The organism is Beggiatoa alba B18LD, assembly GCF_000245015.1.
Lineage (GTDB): Bacteria > Pseudomonadota > Gammaproteobacteria > Beggiatoales > Beggiatoaceae > Beggiatoa > Beggiatoa alba.
The window spans coordinates 2741711-2745978 of sequence record NZ_JH600070.1; the positions used below are offsets into that span (position 1 = coordinate 2741711).

General features: G+C 48.1%; 1 protein-coding gene. It reads left to right on the forward strand.

All coding sequences use genetic code 11. The annotated features are described in order from the left end of the window. On the forward strand, positions 1-4268 hold a 4268-nt coding region (locus tag BEGALDRAFT_RS11155), incomplete at both ends, for a beta strand repeat-containing protein (RefSeq protein ID WP_002690043.1).

The following is a 4268-nucleotide window of genomic DNA, read 5'->3' on the forward strand; positions in this document are numbered from 1 at the left end:
ATGCAGGCTTAACCCTCAACGGCACAGGCAGTATCGGCAATTTCGTCTTTATCGACGCGAATGCAAACGGCGTTCAAGACGCAGGTGAAATCGGTATTAGTGGTGCAACCGTCACCCTTTTAGACAACAGCAACAATCCCTTAGCCACAACCACGACCGACAGTAACGGTGCGTATGTCTTCAATGGTTTAGCCGCAGGTGATTATAAAATCCAAGTCAGTGGTGTATCCGCTAGCCTAACCCCGACAACTCAAAATGCTGGAGCTGACGATACTGTTGACAGCGATATCGATGCAACCAGTATCACAGCAACCATCACTTTAACCGCAGGTCAAAGTAATCAAACCGTTGATGCAGGTTATGTTTACACAGGGACAGGCAGTATTGGCGACCGTATTTGGCTAGATTCAGATGCGGACGGAATTCAAGACGCGGGCGAAAGTGGCGTTGCAGGCGTTAAAGTCGAACTCTATGACAGCACAGGCACGACCCTATTAGCCAGTATCGACACCGATTCTAACGGCAACTACCTCTTTGACAATTTAGATACTTCATTAGACTACACCGTCAAAGTGACCGCCCCGACAGGCAGAGCGTTTACAACCACTAATGTCGGTGGTGACGACAGCTTAGACAGCGATGCCGACAGTAGCGGTGTTATTTCCGCAATTGATTTAAGTGTCACAAACAACCGCACCGATATCGATGCAGGCTTAACCCTCAACGGCACAGGCAGTATCGGCAATTTCGTCTTTATCGACGCGAATGCAAACGGAGTTCAAGACGCAGGTGAAATCGGTATTACTGGTGCAACCGTCACGCTACTAGACTACAGCAACAATCCTCTTAGCACAACCACAACCGACAGTAACGGTGCGTATGTCTTCAACGGTTTAGCCGCAGGTGATTATAAAATCCAAGTCAGTGGTGTATCCGCTAGCCTAACCCCGACAACTCAAAATGCTGGAGCTGACGATACCCTTGATAGTGACATCAATAGTTCAGGCATTACAGCAACCATCACTTTAACCGCAGGTCAAAGTAATCAAACCGTTGATGCCGGCTATGTTTACACAGGAACAGGCAGTATTGGCGACCATATTTGGCTAGATTCAGATGCAGACGGAATTCAAGACACAGGCGAAAGTGGTGTTGCAGGCGTTAAAGTCGAACTCTACGACAGCACAGGCACGACCCTATTAGCCAGTATCGATACCGACACAAACGGCAATTACCTCTTTGACAACCTAGATACCACGCTTGACTACACCGTCAAAGTCATTGCCCCAACGGGTAGAGGCTTTACCGTTCAAAACAACAGTAGTGCCACTGAAGCCACTGACAGTGATGCCGACAGTAGCGGTGTTATTTCCGCAATTGACCTAAGCGTTACGGCAAATCGCACCGATATCGATGCAGGTTTAACCCTCAATGGAACAGGCAGTATCGGCAATTTCGTCTTTATTGACGCGAATGCAAACGGTATCCAAGACGCGGGTGAAATTGGGATTACGGGCGCAACCGTCACACTTTTAGACAATAGCAACAATCCCTTAGCCACAACCACGACCGACAGTAACGGTGCGTATGTCTTCAATGGTTTAGCTGCGGGCGATTATAAAATCCAAGTCAGTGGTGTATCCGCTAGCCTCACTCCGACAACTCAAAATGCTGGAGCTGACGATACTGTCGACAGCGATATCGATGCAACCAGTATCACAGCAACAATCACTTTAACCGCAGGTCAAAGTAATCAAACCGTTGACGCAGGCTATGTTTACACAGGGACAGGCAGTATTGGCGACCATATTTGGCTAGATTCAGATGCAGACGGAATTCAAGACACAGGCGAAAGTGGTGTTGCAGGCGTTAAAGTCGAACTCTACGACAGCACAGGCACGACCCTATTAGCCAGTATCGACACCGATTCTAGTGGCAACTACCTCTTTGACAATTTAGATACTTCATTAGACTACACCGTCAAAGTGACCGCCCCAACAGGCAGAGCGTTTACAACCGCTAATGTCGGTGGTAACGAAAGTTTAGACAGCGATGCCGACAGTAGCGGTGTTATTTCCGCAATTGATTTAAGTGTCACAAACAACCGCACTGATATCGATGCAGGCTTAACCCTAAACGGTACGGGCAGTATTGGCAATTTCGTCTTTATCGACGCGAATGCAAACGGAATTCAAGACGCAGGTGAAATCGGCATTACGGGTGCAACGGTTACGTTACTGGATAACAGCAACAATCCCTTAGCCACAACCACAACCGACAGTAACGGCGCGTATGTCTTTAATGGTTTAGCTGCGGGTGATTACAAGATACAAGTCAGTGGTGTTTCCGCTAGCCTAACCCCGACAACTCAAAATGCTGGAGCTGACGATACTGTTGACAGCGATATCGATGCAACCAGTATCACAGCAACCATCACCCTAACCGCAGGTCAAAGTAATCAAACCGTTGACGCAGGCTATGTTTACACAGGGACAGGCAGTATTGGCGACCGTATTTGGCTAGATTCAGATGCGGACGGAATTCAAGACGCGGGCGAAAGTGGCGTTGCAGGTGTTAAAGTCGAACTCTATGACAGCACAGGTACGACCTTACTTGCCAGTATCGATACCGACACAAACGGCAATTACCTCTTTGACAATCTAGATACCACGCTAGACTACACCGTTAAAGTCATCGCCCCGACAGGCAGAGCGTTTACAAGCACTAATGCAGGCAGTGATGACACCTTAGACAGCGATGCCGACAGTAGCGGTGTTATTTCCGCAATTGATTTAAGTGTCACAAACAACCGTACCGATGTAGATGCAGGCTTAACCCTCAACGGCACAGGCAGTATCGGCAATTTCGTCTTTATCGACGCGAATGCAAACGGCGTTCAAGACGCAGGTGAAATCGGTATTAGTGGTGCAACCGTCACCCTTTTAGACAACAGCAACAATCCCTTAGCCACAACCACGACCGACAGCAACGGTGCGTATGTCTTCAATGGTTTAGCCGCAGGTGATTATAAAATCCAAGTCAGTGGTGTATCCGCTAGCCTAACCCCGACAACTCAAAATGCTGGAGCTGACGATACTGTCGACAGCGATATCGATGCAACCAGTATCACAGCAACCATCACCCTAACCGCAGGTCAAAGTAATCAAACCGTTGACGCAGGTTATGTTTACACAGGGACAGGCAGTATTGGCGACCGTATTTGGCTAGATTCAGATACGGACGGAATTCAAGACGCGGGCGAAAGTGGTGTTGCAGGCGTTAAAGTCGAACTCTATGACAGCGCAGGCACGACACTATTAGCCAGTATCGACACCGATTCTAGTGGCAACTACCTCTTTGACAATTTAGATACTTCATTAGACTACACCGTCAAAGTGACCGCCCCGACAGGCAGAGCGTTTACAAGCACTAATGCAGGCAGTGATGACACCTTAGACAGTGATGCCGACAGTAGCGGTGTTATTTCCGCAATTGATTTAAGCGTTACGGCAAATCGCACCGATATCGATGCAGGTTTAACCCTCAACGGCACAGGCAGTATCGGCAATTTCGTCTTTATCGACGCAAACGCAAACGGCGTTCAAGACGCAGGTGAAATCGGTATTAGTGGTGCAACCGTCACCCTTTTAGACAACAGCAACAACCCTTTAGCCACAACTACGACAGACAGTAACGGTGCGTATGTCTTCAACGGTTTAGCCGCAGGTGATTATAAAATCCAAGTCAGTGGTGTATCCGCTAGCCTCACTCCGACAGGTAAAGATTTAGGGGGAAATGATGCAACGGACAGCGATTTAAACACGACTGGAATTAGCGACACTATCACTTTAACCGCAGGTCAAAGTAATCAAACCGTTGATGCAGGTTATGTTTACACAGGGACAGGCAGTATTGGCGACCATATTTGGCTAGATTCAGATGCAGATGGAATTCAAGACGCGGGCGAAAGTGGCGTTGCAGGCGTTAAAGTCGAACTCTACGACAGCACAGGCACGACACTATTAGCCAGTATCGACACCGATTCTAGTGGCAACTACCTCTTTGACAATTTAGATACTTCATTAGACTACACCGTCAAAGTGATTGCTCCGACAGGCAGAGCATTTACAACCGCTAATGTCGGTGGTAACGAAAGTTTAGACAGTGATGCCGACAGTAGCGGTGTTATTTCCGCAATTGACCTAAGCGTTACGGCAAATCGCACCGATATCGATGCAGGCTTAACCCTAAACGGCACGGGCAGTATC